Source organism: Paenibacillus lentus (assembly GCF_042714055.1).
GTDB lineage: Bacteria > Bacillota > Bacilli > Paenibacillales > Paenibacillaceae > Fontibacillus > Fontibacillus lentus_A.
This window is the reverse complement of the sequence record NZ_JBHGVC010000002.1, coordinates 134847-160587: the sequence shown is the minus strand read 5'-3', so window position 1 is coordinate 160587 and position 25741 is coordinate 134847. Positions and strand designations below refer to the sequence as shown.

Sequence of the window (25741 nt, the reverse complement as noted above, 5' to 3'; positions counted from 1 at the left end):
ATTAGTTCTTCACCTCAGGCATAGGCAAAAACAGGAACGTAAACGGCAAATTACTGCCTGCTGCCGGTGTAATCCATAACTCTACTCTTTCTTCTTGGCTACCCGTTCGATAAAGGACACTAGTGCTATCCTGGGTAGAGCCAATATGCTTAATGTGAACGACCTCGTTGTTCACTCTCGCTGCACCAGAGTAGAGTCCGCCGCGAGGATTGAAGGTAATAAGCGTATTCGGCGCAACGCGGTTAAGAACGATATAATAGAGCACCCCGTAATTGCCGGAGTTCGTAGCCTCGGTAAGCTTGATCCCGTCTATTCCTTTTTGAAAAGGATCCGTGGTATTGTCGGTTAGCGGCAGCCGCTCCGGCTTCGTCCCAACCAGTTCGTTATATTCGAATACCCGCGCCGAATCCTTGAAAGTTCCCCGAATAATCGATTCCTTCGGATCAAGGTAAGGCAGCGTAGAGAGCATCTCCACAGGATCATTCTTTGCCTTGACGATGAGCACCGTATATTGAATCGGATCGCTGCTCGTAAGATCGGCATTCAAGGTAACAACATCGCCGTCAGGTACTGTGACTGCACTCAGTTCCGTAAATATCAGCTTTTTTTCTCCCGGCGATAACGTCATGCTTTTGCTTGCTCTGCCGTTAATCATCGATTCGAAATATCTTGCTGCCGCGGATCTTCCCGCTACCTCCGGATGATTGGTAGGGCCGGCGAAGCCTAATCCGCTTATATCGACGCTTGCAGGAGACTCGCCTTTGTTCTCGGCAACGACATAGAACTTCGCTTTTTCTCCGAGCTTGTTCTTATGATGTATCATAAATAGCGTAGTTCCTTCGATTGTGTCCTGATACAGGATACCCTCACTATTTACCGTCTCTGGACCGCTGGCCCGAAATAAAGTATACGGCTCTGTCCGATATGTATAGGGGAGGGCATCGAATGACAGCACGGAGCTTCCCGAAATATCGAAATTGCTGCCTACCGGCGTATACAAACGGTCAAACTCTTCTTTCGTATAAAGCAGCTCCGTAGTAATCTCAATCTGCTGCTTGTAAGTGGAGGATAAGCCATGCTTGTCCGTGACTTGCAAAGATACCTCGACGATGCCCGGCTCGAAGAAGGCTGGTTTATTATTGTCCCAGATGCGGTCAACGATAGCATCCTCATCATCCGTGCTCCGATCCTCGTATCGAATCGGCTCTCCCATGCGATATTTATACTTGTCCGTTATAAAAAAGGCTGTCGGGGGTTCATTCGGCTCGGGCTCAGGTTCCGGTTCAGACACAGTCGCGGCTGGAAGCTGGAGCACTGCTTTGTCCCCCTCTAACGTAACTGTGATGTCGTAGGCTGCAGCCAGGGATCGCAGCGGGAGCATAAGGACGCCTTCATCCATATAGGGTGTGCCATTCAATGGATAAGAGCTGCCGTCCATGACATACGTATTTCGATTCGCTTTGAACCTTGCCTCCGAAGCATCGCTACTGCTGACCAGCGCTTCATTCGTACTTGCATCATATCCGACCTTATAGCCCAATCGATCCGCTAACGAGCGAAGGCTTACATACGTTACGCCTTGCTTGACCGTCATGTCACGGAGTGCGGTATATTCTACGCCGTTCTGTTCTATTTTGCTGCTATTCAGATATAAGACCAGTTGATTGGAAATTCCGATATCGCTATTGCTATACTGCATTTGCTTGTCCGGTATATCTTCCACGGACTCCGCATACGCAGGGATTACGAATACCGCTTGCGAGGCGGCAATAACTGCAGCTAAAATTGTTTTTTTAATATTCATCAGTGTAAAAAACTCCTTTTCCACCCGTTCTCCTGCTCTATATAACCAGAATTTTCAATCATTCGCTTGCTGTCTCTAGATCCGTGCCTTTCTGCTCCTGCAGCTCGTTTTGCTTCATCAGCGCATGGATTTTACGCTCATGCAGAGCGATAGTTTGGATCAATTCAACATTACGCTGGGTAAGTGAAGATACCGCCATCGTAAGATGCATCAGGATAAATAAAATCCCGACGACACTAAGCAAATAAAGCAGCGATGGGGCGTATTCAATGTGAATCAGTCCTGCCAAGTCATCCAAAATGGACGGAAATAAGGATAGAATCATCATCATGGCGCTTAGTGTCAGCCACAGCAGTGCGTACTTCTCCTTCAGCTTTTGATTGCGGATGAGATATAGAATCGTCGCGGCGAAGCTGAGGCTGATCAAGAAGCTGAACAGATAAATATCAGGTGTCATGACTCATTTCCCACGCTTTCTTTTTCCTTGTTTTCATAATGAGAATTGCTAGGATCACCTTGCACATATAATAAATCGATTGAAGAGGTGAGATGCTGGATACGCCGCCTTGCCGCTCATTCATCACCACAGGAATCTCTTTGAACGAAAGCTGGTAATTATCCAGCAGTACAAGAGCCTCGACCTCCGGATAATCCGTAGGGTACTCCTGCGCAAACAAAGCAATCGCCCTCCGGTTGCATAAGCGGTAGCCAGAGGTAGGATCGGTAATTCGTTTTCCGGTCAATCTCGTAACCAGACCAACAAGCAGATCAATCCCCAGCTTTCTTGTGAACGTGGATTGGAATCCTTCTTTTTCAATAAAACGGGATCCGACTACCATATCTGCACCGGTCTCTCGCATGCCATTGAGCAGCTTATCGAGATCGGAGGGATTGTGCTGACCATCGCCGTCAATCTGGACGGCATAGTCATAACCGTTCTCTGCGGCATAGCGGTAACCGGTCTGTACGGCACCGCCGATGCCCAGGTTGCAGCATAGATGGAGCACCATGGCTCCGGCATTCTCTGCTAACTGCCCCGTTTCATCGGTCGAACCGTCATTGATCACCAAAATGTCTGCATAGGGTGTATGCTTCTGCAGCGAAGCGATCACTTGTTCAATGCCTTCCTCCTCGTTGTAGGCAGGTACGATGGCAAGAATCTTATTATTGTTGAGGTGGTGCTGGCGATGGTTGAGCATCGTTCATACTCCTTTCAGCAGGTAGAGCAGTATATTGTTTAACCGGCACCCATTTGCGAATCAGGGCGACGCCAACGATGCTGTCCATGATGATAATGAACGGCATGACCGTATAGTTATATCGATATTCCGGTACGAAGGCGAGTCTTACAAGTGACATCGTTACGAGAATGATGGCTAGCATCGTAGCAGGCTGTCTCCACTTTCTAGCAAATACGACGAGCGAAATGAGAGAGAAGAAGATAAGTCCGCGATGCAGCCAGTTCAGCCAGTTCCATGGCAAAATTGGAATCACCGGATAGAGCGGGTCGTGGCCGCTGCCGAAGTACATCCTGGAGTACGTTTGTTTAAGCTTGCCATACGTATACCATTTGGTGAATTCCCAGGTATGCTCTGTAAAGCCGACCTTCAAGCGCTCCTTGGCAATTTCCATTTGCGTCTTCCCTCGGCGGTCTACCAATCCGTCATCATAGTTTTTGTCTGGATAGGTGCCGGCTTGAAAAGGGTTCACTTGGGTAGAGGCTACGACGATTTCATTTAGCGTAATCATATTCCGTATCACCCATGGGGATAGCACCGCAGCCGTCCCGATGACGGTAAACAAAAAGAGCTTTAAGGTCGTACGTCTGTCCTTTTTCCAAAAATAATAGAAGATATAGATCGGAAACAGGAGAATCAAAAATTCAGGCCGGGTCAGCACAAGCAGTCCCATGGCGGCTCCGCTTAGCATCGCAAAGGTTAACGTCTTTTTTTCAAATACAATGAGCTGCAGGTAGACATAGACCATGAAAAACAATGTCGCCAGTGTCTCGGTGAGAATGCTTGCATTGCTCCATACAAACGGCGGATATACCGCTCCAATCAAGAGGGCCACGATGCCGGCATTCCGTCCGCCCAGCCTTTTAGCTATAGCATAAAGCAGCCACAGCGTTATGAGACTCATCGCAACCTGGGTGTAACGGATCACCGGAAACGGATCGTTGTGCTGATAATCGACCAGCTTGTAGATGGCAGCCATGAATAAGGGGTATCCCGGCGTCACCTGCGCATTCGGCTCTGTATCCTTATAGGCATATATTCCTTTCTCCAGCAGCTGCCTCACCATCTCATCGTAATGAACCGAATCATGAGATACCTTGTGATTGACAGAGACGAGAAAATCTATTCTCAAATAGGCTGCCAAGGCGATAATAAGTACAATGAGTGTCATCGCGAGCCACGACTTAGGCGAACGATGGCGAGTTGATCTGTTTAGCATGCGACATGCTCCTTTCGTTTCGGACGATAAGCTCCTATAACCTTATAATAGATTTCTTAATAAATGGCGTCGGATTGCTTAACAAATCCTTAAATAAAACGGTATAACTGCTTATGATTCAGGCAGGATCGGACAACAAAAAAACCTTCCACGGGTGTGAAAGGCTGTAGATTGGAATTATTTCGTTATAGGAAAAATCGTTTCAAAGCAGGTCTGCCGTTTGTTGCTGCTCACGGATATGCTCCCGCCATGAACCTCGATAATACTTTTGGTAATCGCAAGCCCGAGGCCTGTACCTCCGCCGGTCTGCTTCGACCTAGACTTGTCTGCACGATAAAATCGATCAAAGATAAACGGTATATCCCGTTCAGGAATAGGTTCGCCATAATTCACGACCTGGATCACGACCTGGCTGTCTTGTTCTTGAATGTAAATATCGACTCGCTTGCCGGCACTGCCGTATCGAATCGCATTGGAGATTAAGTTCTCATAAGCCCGAACGAGATGATCTCCGTCAGCTCTAATGATGACAGGATGATCGGGTGCATGGACACGGCAGGATACGCTCGCGCTCTCCAGGTTAGGCACGAATTCCTCGGCAAGCTGCTGGAAAAAGTCATTCATGTCGAGCCGCTTAAGATCTAGCGGCATACCGTTATTAATACGCGTATATTCGAACAGATCGTCGATGAGCTTTTTTAACGTTACAGACTTTTCATAGGCAATGCCGATATAGTATCGAAGCTCGACCTCATCGAAATAACGGTCTTTCTCGATCAGCTCCAGAAAGCCTAAAATCGAAGTCAGCGGAGTTCTAAGGTCGTGCGACACCCCGGTGATCAGGTCATTCTTCGTTTTCTCCGCGTTGCGTTCCTCCTGAATGGAATGGTGCAGCTGTGCGCTCATTTGGTTAATGCTCTTCGCAATTTCACCCAGATCATGGTCAGGCTTGACCGGGATTTCATATTGAAAATGCCCTTTGGCAATTTCATGAAGACCATGGTTGATTTCCCGCAAGTAGTCGTTCAACTCTTCCGCGATGTGATTGGCGTGGGATGCGATCAAGCCAAGCTCAGTTGGAGATTTCACCGAGACGGGTTCATGGAATTTGCCGTTGGCCATGTCCTGTATTGTGTCTGCAATTTCTTTGGTGTATTGAACTATCGGGCGGCTTAGTATGATATAGAAAAATAAATATAAACCAATTCCCGATACGGCCATGGTAGGCCTGGAGCCAATATTGTGAATCACCCATATGAGTGAAGCATTAATCGTATTGAATTGCAAAATGTAACTGGCAAGCAAGCGACCAAGCAGCAGGACAAGTGCGGTAAGCAGGATGCTTACGATATGAATCAGCAGGAATCTCCATCTGATTGAATTGAACAGTCTGATGCGAGTCATGTTACAACTCCTTTGACGATTTCATTTTATACCCGATGCCCCACACGGTCTTTATAAATCGTGGATTTTGCTTATCCTTTTCGATCTTTTCACGGATCTTCCGAATATGAACCATGATCGTGTTTTTGGAATCCATAAACGGTTCATTCCAGACCTCCTGATAGATCTTGTCCATGCTGAGCACGATGCCCTGATTCACAGCGAGCATTTCCAATATAGCAAATTCGCGAGGCGTCAGCTTAACCTCCTGATCATCTACGGTTACGGTATGGGTCGCGGTATTGATCACCAGCTCATCGATCACAATCTCGTGATCATTTTTTTTCGATTCTTGGCGATTTAAAAGCTTATATCTCCGAAGCTGAGACTTTACGCGGGCGATCAATACCAACGGATTGAACGGCTTTGTCACGTAATCGTCGGCTCCGATGCTGAGCCCAGCGATCTTATCGATATCCTGACTTTTCGCGGACAGCATAATGATCGGTGTATTTCTCTGCTCTCTGATCTTCATACAGGCCTGTATCCCGTCCATCTCAGGCATCATAATATCTAGAATAATGAGATCGATATCATGGGTTTGCAGGATTTGAAGAGCCTCTAAGCCGTTGGAGGCTTTGTAAAGGAAATACCCCTCATTCTTCAGATAGATCTCCATCAATTCAATAATTTCTTTCTCATCGTCTACGAGTAAAATCGACTCTCTGGACATGATTTGCACCTCTGCTTTATTCTCTATGGTTTCTACAACGATGTTGTAAATATACCATATCCCCAGGATTTCTTGCTGAGCATCTTTAGCGGGTGAACCCCTATTCTAATCGTTACATCTTAAGATTGATGGACGCAAATGCTTAATTTTTTCTTAATTTTATCTAAAAAAATAAAAAAACGACCACTTCTGCTGATAAATAAAGATAGGCCAAGCGATAATCGCTGGCCTATCTTAGTATAATTTAACTAAAAATTCATCATACTGCTACGCCCTTGAGAAGAGTGGCCTAATGCTTACCACTTTTAATAAAAAAATAAATAAGAGCAATAATTCCGCTGACTGCAATCATTGATATACAAATTTCCCCTATAGAAGAACTTCCAATTTGAAAAAAGGGCACCTCACGAAATGACGCTGCCGAAATGATCAAGCAGGTCATTCCCATGGCCATAATTAAAATTACGACTAGCCACTCCATCTTTTTCATGTTCGTTCCCCTTGGCCTTCATGCTCAAACCGGATCTCAAATCGAGTTCCGTCTCCTATTTTGCTAGAGACCAGAATTTCTCCTCCTTGAAGTTCTACCAGTTTTTTAGCGATAGATAAGCCTAAGCCGGTTCCCCCATACTGTCGTGAACGGGATTTCTCCACTCTGTAAAACCGTTCAAAGATAAAAGGCAGCTCAGTCTCCGGGATCCCAATTCCAGTGTCCTCCACAATCAAATAAATATACGAGGAATTTTCATTTAAATTGATATGAATGCCCCCCTTATCCGTATATCGGACGGCATTTTCCAACAAATTAATGAGAACCTGTTCCATACGCATTCCGTCTCCAAGAATCAAGGGAATGCTATTATTGATATGTGTATTAAGCTCTAATCCTTTATCTCCGGCCTTCAGACGAATCTTTCGCACCGCATTATCAGCAATCTCTGCAAGATCAATCCACTCTAGAGACAGACTGACCTTCCCTTCCTCCATCTTGGCTAATTCAAATAAATCGTCCACCAAATGCTGTAAACGAAGTGCTTCGCCACGGATAATGTCTAAATATTTATCCTTCTCCTCCTCCGTATCATACAGACGATCCTTAATGACCTTTGTATACCCTTCTAAAAAGGTAATCGGCGTCCGAAGCTCATGGGAAATATTAGCGAAAAATTCCTGCCTTGTATCCCGGTACCGCTGAAGATCTTCCGCCAAATTATTAATAGCTCCAGCTAGTGATCCGATTTCATCATTACTTATAATATTTAATCTCGTTTCCAAATCACCTACGGCAATTTTACGTGTGGCCTCTTGCATTTTCACCAATGGTCTTGATAGAATTTGTGCCATAATCCAGGTGATTCCAAGCGCCAGCAAAAATGCGCCAATCCCGGATAGAACCAGTACATTACGCACGGCAGCTATGGATTCATCCATATGTTTTGTTGATGACAAAACGTATACTGCTGATATAACGTTATTTCCCTCTAGGATAGGTGCAGCCCCTACAAAATAACGTTCACCTTTCGTATCAGTATGTTCAAACCCCACTGATTTGCCGGAAAAAAGATTTTGCACGTCACTTGGACGAATAAATGATTGATCAGATAAATCATGTTCACCGGAATGCGCAAGCACATTCCCTTGGTTATCTACATATAAGATACTTACGTTTGAAAAATCAGCAAACTTAAGAAGTGTTTGTTCAGTCAAGATCTCAGGGGAATCGCTCATCACTGTGAAATGAGTTGTAAGCTCATCCACCTCTGTTCTCATTTCCGCATTATAGAAGTTTGAAAACATGCGCCCGATCGCCAATCCAAGCGAGGCAATCACAACGACAAAAGCGGAAAGAATAATCAAACCCAACTTAAAGCCAATTTTATTTCTCATTGGATTTACCTGTTCCATTGAACTTATAACCCACACCCCAAACCGTTTGGATCAGATTATAAGATAACCCTGCACTTTGTGTCTTTTCCCGAATGTTTTTGATATGAGTGTCGACGACCCGACATTCTCCGCCATATTCATCTCCCCAGATCATACTCACGAGTTCTTCTCTGCTGAAAACACGCTGACCACTTTTTGAAAACACCATAATTAAATCAAACTCTTTTTGCGTAAAATCCACCAACAGATCATTGATATAAACTTCACGCCCCTCTGGAAGAATCCTTATGCTTGGAAACTCCATTACAGACTCTTGTTGAGCGGAGAATTGAGTGATTGCAGAACGGCGTATTAGGGAGTAGACCCGGGCTAGTAATTCTTCAGGCTCAAACGGCTTGGTTAAATAGTCATCTGCACCGATCCCCAGACCATACACTTTGTCTTTTGTTTCAGAGCGTGCAGTTAACATGAGAATGGCAACATTTTCCCTCTCCCGGATTGCTTTACATACCTGCCATCCGTCCATGTCCGGCAGCATGATATCTAAAAGGATAATGTCAAAAGTATACTTCCTCACCATTGACAAAGCTTCGTTGCCATTAGAAGCCTCTTTTACATCGAACCCTTCCTTTGTCAAATAGATCCGGAGCAAATTCCGCATGTTCCATTCATCATCTACCACTAAAACTTGCAGCCTAATCACCATGCCGCCTCCCGTACAAAACCTTAATAATTATAATGTGATTGATTTTGATTGACCTTTGCGTTTAAAGAAAAATAGCATAGCTATCAAAGAAATCAATAAGATACTCATACTCGTCCATTGTCCTGCAGTCCAGTCCAAGGCATAACGAGGCGAATCACCGCGTAGAAATTCTAATGAGAATCGAACCATCGCATACATTATATTATAACTTAAAAATAGTACGCCTACGGGAAGCTTGATATTCTTCATCGCTATAAGAGTACCAAAGATGATCAGATTGAGCTGCCCTTCCCAGACTTCCACCGGCCACAACGGAACGGAACCATACCGCTCAAACGCAATAGTCCCTTCCGGATATACAATGCCGAAGCCTGAATCCGTCGGTGCTCCAAAAGCGTCTCCATTCAAAAAACAGGCCATTCGTCCAACTGCCTGCCCAAGTATGATCGCTGGCGCCAGTATATCGGCAAGTGCCCAAAATGAAATTTTATTCTTCCATGTGTATATTGCTATTGCTAAGAACCCGCCAACCAACGCCCCCTGAATGGCTATTCCCCCATTCCAGATCGAAAAAATCTCCAAAAGATGATTGGAATAGTAGCCCCATTGAAAGAAGAATACATGCCATATTCTAGCCCCCAAAATGGCGCCGATTAATACATAAGAAACAAGGTTGAATATATGTTTTTGATACTCCGTCCCTCGTGCCAAAAAGTATGCTACTCCTACAGTAAGTAAAACAGCTAATCCAACAATGACACCGTAGGATTTTACAGCGAATCCTCCAATTTCAAATAAAATAACCCTCAAGTTAACTTACCTCCTTTATATTTTCATTCTATAAAGGGATTGTGTGGAAATGATGTGGAAAGATTGTGCATTCCATGGTGTTAATGATTGCTGAATGACCACTTGGATAAATACCCCCCTTCAAAACGATGGAGGGAAGCAAAAAACCAGTACCGATGCGGTACTGGGTCGCTTTTACAGATCCTGTATTCGTTTTCTCGTGATCTCAACTAGACTCCTTTTTTCTCCAGTAATTGCATAGTTGTGATGCAGGTGTTATCGTTTTCGTACGTGGAAATCTCCGATTCCGCAAGTTTCCCCTCGTGCTCAATCGTAATACGATAGGTTTTGTCACGAGGCAGCCATAGATCTATAAATCCGTTAGATTGGGATTTCAATGCTTGATCCAGTATCACGTTGCCATCCATGTCGTCGATGTATACGTTAAACTCTTTTTCTGTCATTTCTCCTTGGCAGCCAGTCAAGCTGTGAATGGCGCAAGGATGGGTTTCTTCAATATATGGTGCGATGGAAAGGAAAAACTCATTTTCAGGCAGCTTATAAACGATCGAGTCATTCACAATGAGCTGCTTGGATGTGATTGAAGCGGTTTGGCCTTCTATATTACCAGTACTGTAATCATAAACCATTTTCTTAATATCCTGCGCCTGAATTTCATTAGGCTCTTTCTTTTCAACGCTTTGAAAAATAATATACCCCCCTATTGCAACGATAAACAAACCAGTAATGATCAGAATCTTCCTCTTCAACTTGTGCTCATCCCCTGTCTTTTCAAATTGTTTCTTTTATCTTCTTGGGTATAAACTTCTTTTTTAATATAACTATTATAATCTAATAAACACAACTAGACGAATTAATAAGGAAGTGCAGGAGTATACTTCCTTAAACCTAACAACTTAATGATCGCGTTTCTTTCTCATCAGTAAGGGCATAAGTACAAAGTGAGACAATGGACACAGTAAAACTAACAATAGCATCCAAGAGTTTCCCGACGATAAGGAGATAGAATTAGTAAAAAGCAATATCGGCACTAATATCATTGGAAGCACGCAAAGAACCATCATCCATTTATGCGATTGATTTCCACCATGATTATTTCCAGCATTATTTTTATGCCCTTCATGGTTATGGTTTCCACAACAGCCCATGTTTTCACCTCCTAAATAATTCAAGTTCGTTGGATATTTGACTCCTTTGCTTCTAGTGTACCTGTTATTTATGTAGTTTCTGTGTGGAAACAAAGAAAAGGTACCCCAAAAAGGGTACCCTCATATTGAACCGATTAAAAATTTTATTGCATGGATAGTTAGTTTAGTTTCCGAATACTTCGTTTAAATACGTCTGTAATTTGCATGTAAAATCCAAATCAATATCGAATTGAAAATCATCAGAAAGTACACGAATTAAATCTTCGACTACCCACAGCGCAGCTGAATAAGCCCTAAATAAATCTTCTGAATCTAATTTTGAAGTTATTGAGGCATACTCGCCATATGCCTTTTCCGATAGATCTCTTTCCAGATTCTTTGTCGCGTTCAGCCAGCGTTCTACATTTCTTTCTCGAACTCTGATCAGTTGTAATACGTACTTCTGCACATTGGAGAGGCACTCTAATGAACGGGCATGCTCTCCTCTTTTCAAAACGTTCACACCCATAAGCCATGCATTCACAAAGTTATTAAAGGCAAAATTGACATTACCATGGGTCATTCTCACTGGGCCGTCGCCTCCCAGATCATCCAAACATGCCTTTAATCTACCGGTTCTATCATAAATAAACATCGATTCTGTGTCAGGAAAAACTCCTGTGTCTTTGAATGACTTTATAATTTCGATATCAGACTCTGGAAGGAAGTGAAATTCACCTCTAATTAAATTGGAGAACACAACAACTTCAGTTCCATATTCGTTAAAGAAAAGTAAATCGTAGGACTCGATATCTTTAATCCATTCTGAAGATTTAAAATCATGAATCTCATCATCTTTGAGAAATATATAAAACTCAACATCCGAGTATTGGTCTCCTTCACCTTTCGTAAAAGAACCATACATCATGCATGCCGAAATACAATGATCAATTTTACATTTCTCTTTAATCAAATGAATTAACTTTTCTTGAAATAACATCTATACAAACAACCTCCTAAATTTTAATTTAAAGAGATGTTTGCATATCTACGACTGGACAACATGAGCAACACATATACAGCGCTCCCTTCATCTACATCGATTTTAGACTATCATATTTATCGCTGCTCCATCAACTCGTGTTTGAATATACTCGAAATTCTCGACTAATTAGGCGTTGTCAAACTAAATGCGCGTCAACTTCATTTTTGGCATTCACGGGATCGCGTGAACAGCCCCTTGCTTAAAGCAAGGGGCTGTTCCTTCCGTATTCTCATCGTTTCGTCCTATCCTTTAATCGCTCCGTCGGCCATCCCTTTAATGAAATACTTTTGCAGAAACAAATATACGACGGTCATCGGCAGCATGCCGATGAAGCAGCCCGCCGCAACCCAATTCACTTGATTCTGAAATTGGGAGATGAACTGGGACAGCGCAACGGGAATTGTCTGCACGCTCGGCTTCTGCAAGAAAAAGATCGAGAACTGGTAGTCGTTCCACACCTGGAGCCCGATCAAAATGATAACTGTTGACGTAATGGGCTTCAGCAGCGGCATAATGATGCGGAAGAAGATGCCGATTCTGCTGCTCCCGTCAATCAGTCCCGCTTCATCCAGTTCTCTGGGAACCGTGTTGATAAAGCCAGTGAATAAGAAGATCGTCATTGGCAGGGAGAATGTGACCTGTGTCATGATCACAGCCCAATATGTATTGATCCCGCCTAGATCGACGATAAATTTATACAATGGCACCAGAATCGTGAGCGCCGGCACAATCAGACAGGAGATGCTCAGCATGTATACGAACTGGTTCCATTTAGTCTGAAATCGGGCCAGCGGATAAGAAGCTAGCGCTCCGATCAGGACGACCAGCAGCACCGCAAAAAATGTAATGATCAAATTGTTTCCCAGCGCCCGTGCCAGATGGGCTTGCTCCCAAGCATTCGCAAAGTTGTCCCATGTCGCCCGAACCGGAAACCTCCATTTGGAGGTCGTCTCCTCGGACGATTTAAACGCCATATTAAACAATATATAGAACGGGATTAAATGAAATGCTCCGATTAGAACAAGACAGACGTATTTCATGACCCTTGATATGTTCTTCATTACAATCGCACCTCTCTCCGTCTAAGCGCGATTAACGCCGTGATGCTGATGACGGCGATCATCAGGAACATCACGTTGCCTAATGCTGCCGCGTAGCCCGCATCCTGTCTAGCGAAATACAGGTTGTACATCATCGTCGAGAGAGAAGATGACGCGTATCCGGGGCCGCCGTTGGTCATGGCGATAATTACGTCGAATAATTTCAAACCCCCGATAATATTCACGATCACATTGATGGTAATGGACGGCATCAGCAGCGGCAGCGTCACCCGCTTGAATTTGATCCATCCCCCGGCCCCGTCGATGTCCGCGGCTTCATAAAAATCTTTCGGAATCGACTGTAAGCCGGCTAAATAAATAATCATCGCAATGCCCATATATTGGTAAGTATTTACAAATGTAATAATCCACACAGCAACCTTGCCGCTGGCGAGCCAATCCACCGCTTCCTTGCCGAACAAGCCGAGCACATCGTTGATCGTCCCCCCATCGTATTGAAAGAAGAAGTACCATATATAACCCATAATCAGCGGGCTAATGATCACTGGCAAATAAACGATGGTTCGTACGATGCCTTTTCCCTTCAAGTTTCGGTCAAGAAAAATCGCATACAGAAGCCCGAAAAAATTTTGCAATATCGTACTGCCGAAGCCATAAATAAACGTGTTTTTTATCGTAATCAGAACATTTTTATCCTGTAGCAACGCCTTGTATTTTTCCAAGCCCACCCATTGAAAATCCGGCGAATATCCGTTCCAATTTGTAAAGGATACCCGAATTCCCTGAATAAATGGATAGAAAATAAACAAGCCAAACATGATTAACGCCGGTAAGTACATAAGGTTGATCCAAGCCAACGTGCGTATAGGTTTCCTCATCTGCTCTCATCCCCGTTTATATTTTCCCTTTCTATTAATCGAAAAATCTAGGGTCTGGAACCCCAAAATCGTCTGCTTGGGACCAGACCCCGTGATACCGTTAGCATTGAAAGCCACGGATTCGTTACATCAAGACCTTAATTTGCAACTTTTAAGCGTTCAAATTCCTTTTTCATATTTTCCGAGTATTCTCGGGCCGTAATTCCACCCGACAATAAATCCTGGCCATTTTTACACATGACGTCCCACATCCCGTTCGGCAAGTAAACCCGATCGAAATACGGCAGCACGCGCGTATCCTTGTATTTCTCGTAATATTCCGTTAGTTGCCCCGCGTCGATATCCACTCCGTTAAGTCCCGGAGGGAGTTGATTGGATTTCGCCACCAGCGTGATATTTTCCGGCTTCGCGAAATAAGCTACATATTTTTTAGCGGCTTCCATATTTTTGGACTTGTTCCACACGCCCCAGGTTGTTTTTTCCCCACCGGCGAAGGTAGCTGTATCTCCGGGCACAATGGACGGAATCGGCATTAATCCGCCTTTTAATTCCGGGTTGATCTTCTGGGCTTCCTCAATGAAATACGGACCAATCACAGTGAAAGCAGCCTTCCCTTCGGCAAAAGCCTTCGCGGAATCGCTGTATTTCGACGTCAGGACATCTTTGTTCAAATAGCCTTTATCCTGCAAATCTTTCAGCATTTGCGGCAGGACGTCGAATTTGTTCCAATCAAAGGTGCCGTTCAGCAGCGCTTCCCCTTCATTGGTTTCTGCGCTGATCAGCAGCGGCGTCGCGAAGAAGTCAAGGAACTGGCCGAGCGGCCAAGCATCCGCTCCCCCGATGTGAATCGGGATCACTTTTCCCCCGCTCTTGGTTTTTATGATTTCGCAAGCGGCAAGCAGCTCCTCATAAGTACTTGGCACTTCAATGCCATATTCATTTAGAATATCCACATTGTAAGTTGGTCCCGACTTGTCCTGATCCATAGGAAGAACGTAGACTTTTCCGGACTCGTCGGCTACGGAAGGCTTAATCGCTTCGCTGATTTCCGCGGCCCAGGCTTCCCCTGACAAATCCTCCAGAAACTCGCCATAACGCTGTTTGGCCCAGCCATGGGTGGCGAACACGTCGGGCATATCGCTCGAAGCCATTTTGACCTTCATCATGTTTTCATATTCTTTGCCCGGAGCACTAAAGTCCACTTTGATATCCGGGTTTTCTTCCATGAATCTCTCCGTGATTTCCTGCAGCACTTTCGCCTGCTCCCCTACCACATTCGTAGACACATTTAGCCGGATTTCCTTCCCGGAGCCGGTGTTCCCAGAGTCTCCCTCCGCTCCATTGCCCGTTTTTCCGTTCCCGCCGTTCGAGCCGCAGGCACTAAGTGCCAATACGCAGGCCAGAACAGTAAATAACAGTACGGATCTCTTGCGCTGTTTCATTGCAGCTTCCTCCCTTGATCGTTATAATAAACCGTTTACAATCCCACTTTATCACGGTTAAGATTCCTTACCTACGCTACAAAACTACAGTCTTCCGCGTCCATTTCTACAATGATTCATTCACGCCCAAGGAGGCTTCCCAGCCGCTGAATCGCCGCCACCGCTTCCGCACGGGTAGTCGGAGCCTCCGGTTCAAACAATTGGGAACCGCGGCCTTTCAGGATTCCCAACGCCGCAGCCGATTTCACGTCATCCATCGCCCAAGGCGCGATGCGGCTGGCATCGTCGAATGCGGCAGCTGTCGCTGTAGAAGCGCTCTCTCCCCTTTTGTGCACAACAGCGTAAGCACGCATCAGCATGACCGCCATTTCCTGGCGGGTGAGCCTCCGATCGGGTGCGAAGCTGGAGCTGTCGACCCCGGATATAATGCCCGCCTGAAAGGCCGCCCCGACTTGTTTTTCATACCAAGCGTTTGCGGGGAGATCCGTAAAATTCGCCGAACCACCGCCGCTCAGCTCAAGCGCGGACGCCAGCACGAAGACGAATTCCGCACGGGTAATCGGCCGTCCCGGTTCAAAAAGACCTTCCTTCGTCCCGTTGATCCATTGCTTGGCGGCAAATGAGGATATCGCCTCAAACGCCCAATGATTCCGGGGGACATCCTTGAAGGCGGATAAGCCGTTCAGCAGCCCATAACTGCCCGAGCTCCGAATCTCGGCTTCCAGCTTGCCTTCGGCGGAATGAATTCCGGAAAGACGCTGTAATTTGCCGTTCTGAAGCGTATAGACAGCGGCCAGGCTTCCGTCCCTCGAACTGAGCGAAAGACGAAGCACAACGCCCTCTTCCCATTGTTTTAATTCTTTTGCAACCCCTCCAGATTCAATAGCAATACCCAGCTTTATAAATTCTCCCGCTTGTTGGACATTGACATATTTCAGCGGATTGGCGGCGATAAACTGCTGTTGTTCCACTGGGGACAAGGGACTCAGCTTGAGGATCACCTTTGCATGATCCGCAGACTTCGGAAATGCAGATTGGATCCACTGGCTGAACGTTTCCCCGGAGAATTCGATCGTCGTACCTCCTTGGCGAACAAGCAAAGAGCGGGAGTTCAGCTTCTGAAGTGCGGACGGAGTCAGAACGATTGCTTCCGCGCCTTCCCGCACTTGGATTTCTACGGCCCCATCATCTTTGAACGACGCCAGATCCTTATCGGTTAAAACTTGAACATTCGCCTGATCCGGCTGTTTCGTTCCGTTTCCTGGCGGGCCTGTTACCGTCGATCCAGAGGAGCTTCCGCTGGAAGAGCTTTCTCCGCCGGAGCCGTTCCCCCCGCCTGTTTCCGGAGCAGGTGCCGCCGCACGGGTTTTGAAGGAATAAGGGCCGCCCGTATTATCCACTTCCTTGCCGGCATCCCCTTTCATTGCGGTAACCTTCCAATAATACGCCTTGTCATGGGATAGGCCCGCAACCTTCGCCATCGTCTCTTCCGTCACCGTACTCCATACGGCCGGCTGCAGCGAAGGATTCTCTGATACGGTAACTCTGTAACGATCCGCACCAGTCGAGTGTTCCCAGCGAAGCACCGTGGAGGCGGGATCCACCGAAGTATCGCCGTTGGTCGGCTCGATTAACGCGAACGGATCGGGATCCGGCGTTAAGTCGGTGCCGAACGGGAAAATGGATACCGCTTGTCCGGCGGACAGCGTCAAACCCACTTGACCGTTTTGAACAGGAACCGCTTGCGTAAGGAGAGTGAGACCTTCTTGGCCGATTTCATAAATATCCAGCGACTCTACGCCCATCCAATTGTCCGGCAGCGTCCAGAGTTTTCCTTCATACCCGGATTTGCTGTATGTGATGATTTCCTTATATTTGTTCTCATTCCACGCTGCCGGGAAAAATATATCTCCCCCGTTTCTCAGCGCTTCTCCCTTTCGCTTGATAACCAGGCTTCCGTCACCCGCTTTGTGGCTCGTTACCCCGTCCGAAAAAGTGACCGTTCCGTCCGAATCGGATATCCGATCCAACCGGTTCAGGTAATACCACGGGAGAGTTTTTAAAGCGAAGTCATCGATAAAACCTGTTAGATTCACCGGATCGCTTTTGATAATTCCTTCTCCGAGCATACCTGTTCCAAGCCGTTCGTCTCCCCCGTCCCCGCCGGTATAGAGCGAAGCCGGAATCTTAAACTGTTCCGAAGCGCTCCAACGGATATGCCAGGCCATCGGCTGCAATCCGATCAATGGGTCAACCCGGTAGCTTTTATCAAATTCCGCCGTTACGTCCACTCCTTTATCCCGGAAATAACGGATAATCTTCTTCTGCGTCTCGGCTTCCTGTTGAGAAGTGATTTTATGATAAGGACTGATGAACCCGGCTTCGAGCTTAGGAATATTTTGATGAAAAGCATCGATATGAATGGTGCCGGCACGTTGAATCGGAAGCAACTCGAGCAATTCGTCGATCCGTTTCGTGGTTAGTCCTTCTTCCCATTCCCGAGTGAAGCTGATCGGATAACCCCATACGTACTTTCTCAAGCTTCCGTCAGCTTCTCTTGCGATCACATCCTTCTCTAGATAGGTGTTCCATAACGGACTTTCCGCGCTCGCGTCCAACATGTTGATGTGAAGACTGATCGTGGTATTGTATTTGAACGCTTCATCCATCAGCCACTTCAGGCTGTCTTCGGCTTTGACGTCCTGCTCCCGCTTCAGCTTAGGATTGACGACATTCAGCGCGGGATAGCCGGTGTCATGACCATCAAATTGCCAGCCTACAAGATAAATGATCTTCGGAATGCCCCGAGTAAGATGGTCGATCTTCTTCACGGCTTCTAATGCTTGTTCAAAGGTCATCTTGACCGTGCCGTTATTTTCGGCCATGAACATTTTCATGGTCAGCGTTTGATGATATTCATGTTGAAACGGCTGATCGGCCGCGAATTGCACCTTAAACGGCAGCTCGGCTGTTCGAGTGACACCGCCCAGTGTGACGGTGGCCGTTAAAGAAGCGGTTCCAGGGGAACTCAGCTTTGTTCCTGCCCGCACCTCTGCCCCGTTTTCCGTAGGCTCCACGGAGGCGATCACATTCGGATTACTGACCGAATATTTGACGAAGGCATTTTTCAAATCCGCATCCGCCCCATTGCTCAACTTCCCGCTCAATCGCACCTGAGCGGCGCCATCCAGGTTCAGAGTTGCACGATCGCTTATCAAGCTTACGGACTCCAGCGTTTCTCCTTCACCGGCAATGGCTTTGGCCAGGAACGAGAGCACGGCCTTATGAAGCTCGGCGGTCGTCTGATTGACCACGTATTGGCTGGCGTTTACGTCCTCGTAAACGGATGTGGCCTTGGCGATGGCCCCCCGAAGTTCTTCTTTTGCGCCCGTGGGATATTGTCCGACCTCCGTCCCTTCAACCGCGTTGTCATAATAAGCTTGTGCATTGGACAGCTCTGCCTGCAGAGCGGTTTTGTTGGCTGTTTCGGTAGCCTGAACCCCCGGCACCAGCACCTCAAGCGGAACCGTAGCGGCAGTCTCGCCATTGGCGAGCTTGGTCACAAGCAAGACCAGGGTTACCTTCACATCGGAAGCGATCGGAAAAATCTGGGCATCCTTTGGAATAATGTCTTCCCGATCCGATGAAGCGATTTCAATGGTGAACCCTTCCGGAACGAACGGGAGACTTAAAATGGTCTGCCCCTTCTCCGGCTGCGCGATGGTGCGGATGGATGAGGCAAGCGAAGCCGTTGTCCGTTCGGACGGATCGCCCAAGCTCAGACGGGCTTCTGCCCAATCCGCATACGAGGTTGTCTGCGGGTTGGAGCCAGCCGCATGGCCATTAACCTCCAGCGACAATTCGTTCACCCCCGATACGTCCACGTCAATTGTCAGAGGCGCAACGTACGGCTTTGCAGTAAAATGCGGACTTTCATAAAGTTTGTTTCCGTCCCCGTACACGGCAAAAACGACATTGGTAGGCAGCTTGCTGTTATTGAGCGCTTCGTCGTCGATTCCGATCACGGAGGTGAAACGTTCATACTCGCCGTTGATTTGGTAGGTGATCTTGGAATCGGCGTGGGTGCCCAGCCCTTTCTCGTAGGTCACCCCGTTCATCTTCATCTTTTTGCTCGTGGGGTTGGCCGCAGCGATTTGATCCTTCTGCGTTTTGACCTTTCCGTGTTTGATCGAGGACCAGTCCAGGTCGCTTACGTATGCTTCCTGATAGGAAGCTGCTTGTGAATCTGCGGAAACCCGGTGGTCGGTGGCGGTTATGCCAAGGCAAGAAAGCCCGAGCACGAAGGCCAGAAATCCCGAAATCCTCCTCTTTGCTTTGTTCATTGCGCTTAAATACCCCCTTTTCGTAATCCGGCTCATTTACAGGTTATCATTAGGTATGCGCTTACAAAATGACTCGAAACTACACTCTAAGCGGTCATTTCTACACTCGGAAGGAGAAAAACGGCTACCTGCCGAAGTTATCATCCATTCGAAAAAAATAACGGGCAAAAGCAAGCGGAGCCAGCCGAAGGAGTGAAACGCCGCATGAAAGCCAGAAATCACAGTCTCCGTTTCAAAATAACTCTCCTGTTCCTGTTGACTACCGTCATTCCCGTCCTACTGATTGGACTGGTGATCCCCTTCTACTATCAATCGATGCTGTCCAAGGAAAAGCAGACATTGACAGAGGGAACGCTGACTGCCATGTCGCACAATATTGAAACGTATCTGGATGAGTTGGAGCGGCTGACACTCGCTCCATTTCTCCACGACAACATTATGCAGACACTGAAGCTGAAGTTGAATCCGTTGACCGATACCTTAACCGACTATAATAAGCTGCAGGCAGATCGGACACTACAGGAAACGCTGCTGATCATGTTCCAGAATACGCGCAGTGATATCCTTGGAACCGTCCTGCTGCCTTTTGACAATTCCGTATATGTTACCGACAAAAAGGGGCCTTCTGTGCACATTCCCGATTTTCCTTTTGCAGAGCAGGACTGGTACAAGCAAGCGCTGGCTCGGAATGGCGAGGCCACCTTCATAAGCCCTCACCAGCGAAACTATCTGATCTCTCCTTCGGAGGGAGAGGTCTTCTCCGTTGCCCGTCTGATTAAAGATCCGGACTCGCAAAAACCACTCGCGGTGATCATGGCAGACGCCGATACGGGCATCCTGAGCGAAATTGTTCAGGACATTCATTTCGAGGTCAACTCCGTCATCACCATCTTTGACAGTAATCAGAAGCTGCTGTATTCGAGCAAACCGGTTCCCCGCGATATGGAAATCCAAATCGGCCGTCATCCCGAATTCGTCGAAAGTGGCGGAGACAAGTATGTACTGGTGAAGAAAACGATCCCCTCCTCAGGGTGGGAGATCGTCCTGTTGATGTCGCATAAAGAAATTCAATCCAAAGTCCGTTGGCTATACATTATGGCCTGTTTGTTCACATTCGGCGGTTTGACCCTGACCTCACTGCTGTACGCTTATCTCTCCCTGTCCGTCGTCAATCCGATTCGCCGAATGATGACGATCATGGGGAGAGTCAGGGACGGTGATATGGACAAGAGGGTCAAACCGAAAGGAAGGGACGAAATCGCCCAACTCGGGCAGGCTCTCGATGAAATGATTACCCGGCTGAACGACACGATTATCCGGGAATACCGGACAGGGCTCGCCAAGAAAGAAGCGGAATATCGCGCTCTTCAGAGCCAAATCCAGCCTCATTTCCTGTATAACACCCTTAACGGGCTGGTCGGCCTGAATCGGGAGGGGCAGACCAAAGAACTGGAGAAAGCCATTGTATCCTTGAGCAGCATGCTCCGTTATTCATTGGAGTTTAGAGATTGGGTGACGTTAAAGGAGGAGTTTCAATTTTTATCGAGGTACGGGGAATTGCAGAAGCTGCGTTTTCAGGAACGACTGGATTTATCCATATGGTGCGATCCCGAGCTGGAATCCTTCCGGATTCCTAAGCTGCTGCTGCAACCGCTGATGGAGAACGCCATTGTGCACGGGGTGGAGCCCTGCACCAAGAGCTGCCTTATCCGGATTCGCGCCGAATCGGAAAAACAGCAGGGCCAGGGAAGCAAGATCCGGCTCATTGTCGAGGATAACGGCGTTGGCTTTGCCGCCGATAAGCTTCGGAAGCAGACCAGCGTAGGATTTCAAAACGTGCGGGACAGGCTGGAGATGGCCTATCCCGCCGCAACGATGGACGTGTTCTCGATCCAGGACGTCGGAACAAAGATCACGCTTACCATTCACTGCTCCGACACGCTTTCCATGAGTTGACCGTCCCGTAATTCAGAAGGATAACAATTAAAGTACTCCTTGAATAATTTAGTAAAATGACGAGTGGTATAATAACCGACCTGCTCCGCCACCTCGTAAATTTTGATATGGGGGTTATGTTCAAGAATTTCCTTGGCCCGTTCCATACGTATTTTGGTCAGGAATTTCATGAAGGTGACCCCCTGCCTTCTATGGAACAATGAGCTTAAATAATTCGGAGTGACCTCCAAATCATAGGCGATTTGCCCGATGCCTATATCCTTCATATAATTATTCTCAACGAAGGCGACAACCTTATCCACAATATGAAGAGATTCTTCCTCGTCCTTTTTGTCTCCGAAATCCGAATCTACGTCTCCATTAGTTTCCGCCAAATCTAGCAATTTTTTGGTTACCGATCGAAACGACATATCGCTAAAGGTATTTAACGAAACCTTGAAAGAAATGGTATTGTTCGCGATTCTGCCTTGTACTGTATGATTCCAGTAATCCTCCAGCACCTTCTTCCCTTTCTCGGCTAACCGAGGATCCATCCCTATGACTTGGACAAAATACCCGTTCGGTAAAATCAGCATCGACACCCGATATTCCGCACAAAGGAATCGAAGATCCGCATAATCGCGAATTTCCTGCTGAATACGGCATTCTTCGAGCTTTTTTTGCGATTCCGTCAATGTTCCGCTGAACGTGAAGCATCCCAAGGAAAATACCCAATCCTTATAAACGGAATATTCGGGGATATCTTCAATTGATCGAGTCATGTATACCAAAGAGGCCAGAATATTCGCGAATTCGGAATTCCCTGCCCGGATTTGAATAATATATCGCTCCTTCGCCTTCTTCAGGCTTAGTGCCAATTCATCCAAATCGACCGGCTTCAATAAGTAATCGATCGCGTTAAGTCGGAGCGCCTCCCTCGCATATTCGAACTCGGAATAGCCGGATAAAATCAGGAATTGCGTATTCGAGCTGCTTTCCCTGAACCGCTGGACTACCTCCAACCCGCTCATGACCGGCATTTTGATATCGACAAACACAATATCCACGCGGTTGGCCTCCATCATTTCCGCCAGTTCCCCGCCGTCCTTCGCTTCTCCCACAATCTCCAAGCCCGAATCCAGTTCGTTCAGCATGCTCCGCAATGTACTGCGGGCCAGCTTCTCATCATCAGCGATAATCGCCCTCATGTCATCACTTCCCTGGTAGTTATGTAACCGCTACTAATCAGTATAGCAGGCCCCCTTTATTTTCACAGTCAAAAAGTACAAATCAACAAATTGCCGCGAATCTGTATGGAGAGCGATCTGCAGGTCTGCAATGAATAACACCCTCTATTTCTGTAAGACGAAGTACCTAAATCAGAAAATGGGCATATGATGGGTAATAAACCTATGGAGGGCATATCAAAATGCGTTATTCTTCACCTAACTCTTATTTACACCCAATGTATTCATATCCAAAATATCCATCGCATCCAAATCCATATTCCTATTGTACAAATACACCAATGCATTACTTTAATCATGTACCTAGAAATCATCAACCATGCTTTAGACAGCCAACTATGCGATTTGATCCTTTGAATGCAAGGCCCATCAAAGATTACGGACCAAATCCATTTGTAGTCAATATTGAACAGGTTACTGAACAAAACAACACCTATCGAACCGCTTTATGGACCGGTAATCACCTTCAATTGACTGTCATGAGTATTAATGTTGGAGATGACATTGGTCTGGAGGTTCATCCCGCAACGGATCAATTCATACGCATTGAGGAAGGTCAGGGAGTTGTCGAAATGGGCAACAGCAAAGATAAATTAGATTTTGTGAAAGAGGTTTATGAGGACTATGCGATTATAGTGCCTGCTGGCAAGTGGCATAATTTGACGAATACCGGTAATAAACCGCTCAAAATATATGTAATTTATGCACCTCCTGAGCATCCGCATGGCACAGTTCACAAAACCAAAAAAGATGCCAGGGTTCCCTAAAAAAGCTATTAGCATCTGCTGTTCTTATATGAAAGGGATCCCATCCAGTTGCTGATCCCCACATGGCAGTCGTTGAAAAAACTCATTTTATCATGAATTCAGCACTGGGATTAATCCTACAACGTGAGGCTAATTAAAACATCTTCAAGATAATGCCACCATGTCGTAAGATATGGACATCACCTTGGAGGTGTTTTTGCATTCGGCACTAGAGTAAAGCTATCCTGATAGAAGTGCTGCCAGATACGGTAATAAGACACAGTTGAAAATCTGGATGAAATGATACCGAAAATAGAGAATCCCATTGACTTGAGCAGCCTGTTGGCAAATAGTATAGCTATGGAAAGAGTATGGATTATGCATCTGAGTTATAAAATGGAAAGCAGGGAGCCGTTTTTAGAGCAACAACTGAACGTAATAAAAATCATTTTCAACGGAGGGAAATAATGGTTAGAATACTTAAACTTATTTGTACTTTAACTTCATTATTAATTTTAGTTAGTTGTGGCTCGGGAATTAACTATATAGGAGAAAGTAAGAGTTGGATTGGAAAATACAATGTGATCATAAATACAAAAAATAGTAGTCAACAAGGAAATTATATTTTTAGTTATAGAGGATCAAGTTTTAAAGATAACAATATTGAAGAATTAATTATTGAAAATGGAAACAAAACAACGAAATTGACCAACTTTAGTTTATTCAATGGTAAAGTGAAAATCCCTGTAAATTGCTCAGGATGCGCTTTGCCAAAAAAAGAAAATCCGATTAAAATAACAATTCGTTGGGAAAATAATGAAGAATCTTTTGAGCTTATAAATTAATCAACTTGAGTATTCGCTTTTCGATTCATCAACTATAAAATAACCAACGATAGACTGAAAATCTTCTCACAATAAAAACATCCAACTAACCTGCATATAGTACATTATAATCTGTGAAAAAAGAACCACTCACTTAAGCTGAGCGGTTCTTTCCTAATATTCCCCATCAAATTCCTCTAAAAAAACTTCTTCTTATCCCGGTCATCCTTGAGGATCTCCACCGCTTCGCGGAAACGCAGCGAATGAATGATCTCCCGCTCCCGCAGGAATTTGAGACCGTCCTGCAAATCGACGTCATCGGTCATGTCGATGAGCCACTGATATGTAGCCCGCGCCTTCTCCTCGGCCGCAATGTCCTCGTACAGATCGGCAATCGGATCGCCTTTGGCTTGAATATAAGTTGCCGTCCACGGCACGCCTGCCGCATTCTCGTAGAACAGAGCCTTATCGTGATTGACATAGTAAGGATCCATCCCGGCAGCCTTCAGTTCCTCTACCGTCGCATCCTTCGTTAGCTTGTATACCATGGTGGCAATCATTTCTAAATGGGCAAGTTCTTCGGTTCCAATATCGTTCAATAAACCGATAACCTTATCGGGAATCGTATATCTCTGATTCAAGTATCTCAGGGCTGCAGCCAGCTCGCCATCAGCTCCCCCGTACTGCTCAATGAGCAGCTTCGCCATTCGAATATCACATTTCCCTACGCGTACCGGATATTGGAGCTTCTTCTCATAGACCCACATGTCCTCGTATTTCCCTCCTTTGTCATGATCAGCAAAGCCGTAAAGGCAGGCGTTATACCTGCCATGGCCACGGTACCTTCGACCATTCCCACGGAAATTTGGAATAGGAATGACCGAAGTTCATCAAAGGACCGTAAAGCTGCTGAAAATGGTTGGCAAGCTTAGTGCGCTCCTGCGAAAGCTGGTTATATTGCTGTATGGAAGCTAAATCATCGGGGTGCGTATCAAGAAACAGGTTTAGTTCGACCAGTACGAAATCTAGAGCCTGCAGCTTCTCCAGCATTTCATAAAATTGGGGATCAAAATCAGCTTTATGTGACATCATCTCACCTTCCTTTTCCCCATTTAGACTCATAGGGGCTGTAAAGCGCAGGCCACAACGTTCCGTGTCTTAGCGCATCTTCCGGGCAGAACTGGGGGAGATTCAACGGTTGAAAGTGCATAAATAGCTGCGGAGGGGTACTATACGTCTTGCACAATATCGGCGGGCAGGGGTCAAATGGCCCGACATAAGGGGCCCAGACTTGCTCTTGGGGATGACTCAAC

At 46.2% G+C, this 25741-nt stretch carries 23 protein-coding genes; 3 read left to right on the top strand and 20 right to left on the bottom strand.

Going from position 1 to position 25741, the window contains the following annotated elements:
* Nucleotide 1: 1 nt before the first annotated feature.
* The 16 genes from ACE3MQ_RS04345 to ACE3MQ_RS04270 form a co-directional block, all read right to left on the bottom strand.
* Nucleotides 2-1804 (bottom strand): copper amine oxidase N-terminal domain-containing protein, encoded by a 1803-nt coding sequence (locus tag ACE3MQ_RS04345; RefSeq protein ID WP_379391015.1) that lies wholly within the window; start codon nt 1802-1804, stop codon nt 2-4.
* Nucleotides 1805-1862: 58 nt separating this feature from the next.
* Nucleotides 1863-2261 carry a DUF2304 domain-containing protein gene (locus ACE3MQ_RS04340; protein ID WP_379391013.1) on the bottom strand — a complete coding sequence of 133 codons (399 nt, stop codon included), beginning with the start codon at nt 2259-2261 and terminating at the stop codon, nt 1863-1865.
* On the bottom strand, nt 2251-3003 hold the full coding sequence (locus ACE3MQ_RS04335) for a glycosyltransferase family 2 protein (RefSeq protein WP_379391011.1): 753 nt from the start codon (nt 3001-3003) through the stop codon (nt 2251-2253). The genes ACE3MQ_RS04340 and ACE3MQ_RS04335 overlap by 11 nt, the downstream gene beginning before the upstream one ends.
* Nucleotides 2969-4261 (bottom strand): ArnT family glycosyltransferase, encoded by a 1293-nt coding sequence (locus ACE3MQ_RS04330; protein WP_379391009.1) that lies wholly within the window; start codon nt 4259-4261, stop codon nt 2969-2971. Before ACE3MQ_RS04330 ends, ACE3MQ_RS04335 begins: the two co-directional genes overlap by 35 nt.
* Before the next feature lie 177 nt (nt 4262-4438).
* Entirely contained in the window at nt 4439-5665 is a 1227-nt protein-coding gene (locus ACE3MQ_RS04325) for a sensor histidine kinase (RefSeq protein ID WP_379391007.1), read from the bottom strand.
* A gap of 1 nt (nt 5666) precedes the next feature.
* The gene (locus ACE3MQ_RS04320) at nt 5667-6377 is read right to left on the bottom strand and encodes a response regulator transcription factor (RefSeq protein ID WP_379391005.1); all 711 of its coding nucleotides are present in this window, start codon (nt 6375-6377) and stop codon (nt 5667-5669) included.
* Between the two features lie 289 nt (nt 6378-6666).
* Nucleotides 6667-6867, bottom strand: coding sequence for a hypothetical protein (locus tag ACE3MQ_RS04315; protein ID WP_379391003.1), 201 nt, complete (start codon nt 6865-6867; stop codon nt 6667-6669).
* Nucleotides 6864-8282 (bottom strand): sensor histidine kinase, encoded by a 1419-nt coding sequence (locus ACE3MQ_RS04310; protein ID WP_379391001.1) that lies wholly within the window; start codon nt 8280-8282, stop codon nt 6864-6866. The genes ACE3MQ_RS04315 and ACE3MQ_RS04310 overlap by 4 nt, the downstream gene beginning before the upstream one ends.
* Entirely contained in the window at nt 8254-8970 is a 717-nt protein-coding gene (locus ACE3MQ_RS04305) for a response regulator transcription factor (RefSeq protein ID WP_379390999.1), read from the bottom strand. The genes ACE3MQ_RS04310 and ACE3MQ_RS04305 overlap by 29 nt, the downstream gene beginning before the upstream one ends.
* 27 nt (nt 8971-8997) lie before the next feature.
* The gene (lgt, locus tag ACE3MQ_RS04300) at nt 8998-9780 is read right to left on the bottom strand and encodes a prolipoprotein diacylglyceryl transferase (RefSeq protein WP_379390997.1); all 783 of its coding nucleotides are present in this window, start codon (nt 9778-9780) and stop codon (nt 8998-9000) included.
* A 209-nt stretch (nt 9781-9989) separates the two neighbouring features.
* Entirely contained in the window at nt 9990-10529 is a 540-nt protein-coding gene (locus ACE3MQ_RS04295; RefSeq protein WP_379390995.1) for a CueP family metal-binding protein, read from the bottom strand.
* A gap of 562 nt (nt 10530-11091) precedes the next feature.
* On the bottom strand, nt 11092-11907 hold the full coding sequence (locus ACE3MQ_RS04290) for a nucleotidyltransferase (RefSeq protein ID WP_379390993.1): 816 nt from the start codon (nt 11905-11907) through the stop codon (nt 11092-11094).
* A 287-nt stretch (nt 11908-12194) separates the two neighbouring features.
* Nucleotides 12195-13013: a carbohydrate ABC transporter permease gene (locus tag ACE3MQ_RS04285; RefSeq protein ID WP_379390991.1), complete on the bottom strand. Its 819-nt coding sequence runs from the start codon at nt 13011-13013 to the stop codon at nt 12195-12197.
* Nucleotides 13013-13891: a carbohydrate ABC transporter permease gene (locus ACE3MQ_RS04280; protein WP_379390989.1), complete on the bottom strand. Its 879-nt coding sequence runs from the start codon at nt 13889-13891 to the stop codon at nt 13013-13015. The genes ACE3MQ_RS04285 and ACE3MQ_RS04280 overlap by 1 nt, the downstream gene beginning before the upstream one ends.
* Nucleotides 13892-14028: 137 nt before the next feature.
* A complete protein-coding gene (locus ACE3MQ_RS04275) occupies nt 14029-15333 on the bottom strand; it encodes an ABC transporter substrate-binding protein (RefSeq protein ID WP_379390987.1) in 1305 nt (434 codons plus the stop codon).
* 116 nt (nt 15334-15449) lie between these two features.
* Nucleotides 15450-19676 (bottom strand): NPCBM/NEW2 domain-containing protein, encoded by a 4227-nt coding sequence (locus tag ACE3MQ_RS04270; protein ID WP_379390985.1) that lies wholly within the window; start codon nt 19674-19676, stop codon nt 15450-15452.
* A gap of 204 nt (nt 19677-19880) precedes the next feature.
* Between ACE3MQ_RS04270 and ACE3MQ_RS04265 the strand changes: the two genes are divergently transcribed.
* Nucleotides 19881-21632: a cache domain-containing sensor histidine kinase gene (locus ACE3MQ_RS04265; RefSeq protein ID WP_379390983.1), complete on the top strand. Its 1752-nt coding sequence runs from the start codon at nt 19881-19883 to the stop codon at nt 21630-21632.
* Here ACE3MQ_RS04265 and ACE3MQ_RS04260 read toward each other — a convergent pair.
* Complete coding sequence (locus tag ACE3MQ_RS04260) at nt 21602-22819, bottom strand: response regulator transcription factor (RefSeq protein ID WP_379390981.1); 1218 nt, start codon at nt 22817-22819, stop codon at nt 21602-21604. The genes ACE3MQ_RS04265 and ACE3MQ_RS04260 overlap by 31 nt on opposite strands.
* Before the next feature lie 221 nt (nt 22820-23040).
* Between ACE3MQ_RS04260 and ACE3MQ_RS04255 the strand changes: the two genes are divergently transcribed.
* Nucleotides 23041-23625, top strand: a complete 585-nt coding sequence (locus ACE3MQ_RS04255; protein ID WP_379390979.1) for a cupin domain-containing protein — start codon at nt 23041-23043, stop codon at nt 23623-23625.
* Between the two features lie 446 nt (nt 23626-24071).
* Nucleotides 24072-24449 (top strand): hypothetical protein, encoded by a 378-nt coding sequence (locus ACE3MQ_RS04250; RefSeq protein ID WP_379390977.1) that lies wholly within the window; start codon nt 24072-24074, stop codon nt 24447-24449.
* A 176-nt stretch (nt 24450-24625) separates the two neighbouring features.
* On the opposite strand, the gene ACE3MQ_RS04245 is transcribed toward ACE3MQ_RS04250, so the two are convergent.
* From ACE3MQ_RS04245 to ACE3MQ_RS04235, 3 genes are read right to left on the bottom strand one after another with little or no spacing between them, the layout of a single operon-like run.
* Nucleotides 24626-25195: a manganese catalase family protein gene (locus ACE3MQ_RS04245; RefSeq protein ID WP_379390975.1), complete on the bottom strand. Its 570-nt coding sequence runs from the start codon at nt 25193-25195 to the stop codon at nt 24626-24628.
* A 52-nt stretch (nt 25196-25247) separates the two neighbouring features.
* Nucleotides 25248-25517, bottom strand: coding sequence for a spore coat protein CotJB (locus tag ACE3MQ_RS04240; protein ID WP_379390973.1), 270 nt, complete (start codon nt 25515-25517; stop codon nt 25248-25250).
* A 4-nt stretch (nt 25518-25521) separates the two neighbouring features.
* Nucleotides 25522-25740: a spore coat associated protein CotJA gene (locus tag ACE3MQ_RS04235; protein WP_379390971.1), complete on the bottom strand. Its 219-nt coding sequence runs from the start codon at nt 25738-25740 to the stop codon at nt 25522-25524.
* Nucleotide 25741: the final 1 nt, after the last annotated feature.

Bases quoted from the DNA above. Each gene is read 5' to 3' on its own strand.
- ACE3MQ_RS04345 (WP_379391015.1), bottom strand. From the start codon at position 1,804: ATGAATATTAAAAAAACAATTTTAGCTGCAGTTATTGCCGCCTCGCAA.
- ACE3MQ_RS04340 (WP_379391013.1), bottom strand. From the start codon at position 2,261: ATGACACCTGATATTTATCTGTTCAGCTTCTTGATCAGCCTCAGCTTC.
- ACE3MQ_RS04335 (WP_379391011.1), bottom strand. From the start codon at position 3,003: ATGCTCAACCATCGCCAGCACCACCTCAACAATAATAAGATTCTTGCC.
- ACE3MQ_RS04330 (WP_379391009.1), bottom strand. From the start codon at position 4,261: ATGCTAAACAGATCAACTCGCCATCGTTCGCCTAAGTCGTGGCTCGCG.
- ACE3MQ_RS04325 (WP_379391007.1), bottom strand. From the start codon at position 5,665: ATGACTCGCATCAGACTGTTCAATTCAATCAGATGGAGATTCCTGCTG.
- ACE3MQ_RS04320 (WP_379391005.1), bottom strand. From the start codon at position 6,377: ATGTCCAGAGAGTCGATTTTACTCGTAGACGATGAGAAAGAAATTATT.
- ACE3MQ_RS04315 (WP_379391003.1), bottom strand. From the start codon at position 6,867: ATGAAAAAGATGGAGTGGCTAGTCGTAATTTTAATTATGGCCATGGGA.
- ACE3MQ_RS04310 (WP_379391001.1), bottom strand. From the start codon at position 8,282: ATGGAACAGGTAAATCCAATGAGAAATAAAATTGGCTTTAAGTTGGGT.
- ACE3MQ_RS04305 (WP_379390999.1), bottom strand. From the start codon at position 8,970: ATGGTGATTAGGCTGCAAGTTTTAGTGGTAGATGATGAATGGAACATG.
- ACE3MQ_RS04290 (WP_379390993.1), bottom strand. From the start codon at position 11,907: ATGTTATTTCAAGAAAAGTTAATTCATTTGATTAAAGAGAAATGTAAA.
- ACE3MQ_RS04285 (WP_379390991.1), bottom strand. From the start codon at position 13,013: ATGAAGAACATATCAAGGGTCATGAAATACGTCTGTCTTGTTCTAATC.
- ACE3MQ_RS04280 (WP_379390989.1), bottom strand. From the start codon at position 13,891: ATGAGGAAACCTATACGCACGTTGGCTTGGATCAACCTTATGTACTTA.
- ACE3MQ_RS04275 (WP_379390987.1), bottom strand. From the start codon at position 15,333: ATGAAACAGCGCAAGAGATCCGTACTGTTATTTACTGTTCTGGCCTGC.
- ACE3MQ_RS04270 (WP_379390985.1), bottom strand. From the start codon at position 19,676: ATGAACAAAGCAAAGAGGAGGATTTCGGGATTTCTGGCCTTCGTGCTC.
- ACE3MQ_RS04265 (WP_379390983.1), top strand. From the start codon at position 19,881: ATGAAAGCCAGAAATCACAGTCTCCGTTTCAAAATAACTCTCCTGTTC.
- ACE3MQ_RS04260 (WP_379390981.1), bottom strand. From the start codon at position 22,819: ATGAGGGCGATTATCGCTGATGATGAGAAGCTGGCCCGCAGTACATTG.
- ACE3MQ_RS04255 (WP_379390979.1), top strand. From the start codon at position 23,041: ATGCGTTATTCTTCACCTAACTCTTATTTACACCCAATGTATTCATAT.
- ACE3MQ_RS04250 (WP_379390977.1), top strand. From the start codon at position 24,072: ATGGTTAGAATACTTAAACTTATTTGTACTTTAACTTCATTATTAATT.
- ACE3MQ_RS04245 (WP_379390975.1), bottom strand. From the start codon at position 25,195: ATGTGGGTCTATGAGAAGAAGCTCCAATATCCGGTACGCGTAGGGAAA.
- ACE3MQ_RS04240 (WP_379390973.1), bottom strand. From the start codon at position 25,517: ATGTCACATAAAGCTGATTTTGATCCCCAATTTTATGAAATGCTGGAG.